The organism is Candidatus Symbiopectobacterium sp. NZEC135 (assembly GCF_025962695.1).
This window is the reverse complement of record NZ_JAGFPF010000948.1, coordinates 1-821: the sequence shown is the minus strand read 5'-3', so window position 1 is coordinate 821 and position 821 is coordinate 1. Positions and strand designations below refer to the sequence as shown.

1 protein-coding gene is annotated in these 821 nt (G+C 47.9%); it reads right to left on the bottom strand.

From position 1 onward, the window contains the following. Positions 1-434 (bottom strand): Tar ligand binding domain-containing protein (locus J5224_RS31640; RefSeq protein WP_264628936.1); only part of this gene is annotated, 434 nt, incomplete at its 3' end. Positions 435-821 lie beyond the last annotated feature (387 nt).

Genomic DNA, 821 nt, shown 5'->3' with positions numbered 1-821 from the left:
GCGCGATCGCCTTTCAACGCCTCATACATCGGGACCATGGCCTGACTGTACAGCCGATAGGAGCTGTTATAGATCTCATCTACCGTAACGTTATTGATATTGGCGTGATCGGTCACCTTAAACGTTTCCAGCCCTTGTTTTAAACGGGCCAACTCTTCCTCTGCCGTGCGCAATTCCGTAGCGAGTAATGTGGGATTGTTACCGGTTTTGGCTTCAGCAGCGCGGTCCAATGCACTTTTTGCACGATAATATTGACCGCTGGCACCGTTGATAATGTCGCCGTTAATTTGCTGTACGTTGGTGAGATCAATTTCATCGTTTAGTTGGCTCAGCGAGTAGAGTGCGAACGCCGAAACGCCGCCCCACAGCAAGGAAAACAGGATCAGGATAAGCACCAGCATGGTTCTTATTTTGGTATCGCGGATAAAATTCATAATATCAGCCCTGGAAAGGTAATGATTAGGGGTTCATCGGTGTGAACCAAATCCATGCTTCCTTGCGTGAAAACCGCGCAAGTCAACCTGCGGGCCGTAATTGTCCATACTTGTGTAACGCTCAATGCGTTAAGGTTATCGACATGTTATTGAAACACTTGAGGGTTACGTTAAAATATTTTTATTATAATTAAAAAAAACACGTAATTTAACGGTGGGGACAGCAGAGGACACGACAGAATACGCGGTAACAGGCTCACGCCTGCTACCGCCGCGTTGGCAAGAAAGCGACTTAGTCGCGAAACAGTTCATCCCGGCAGTAGGGTTCCGTCTCTCCCGGTTTGCGGGTTTTCAAGATCTTCAAAATCCAGGTGTACTGCTCCGGGT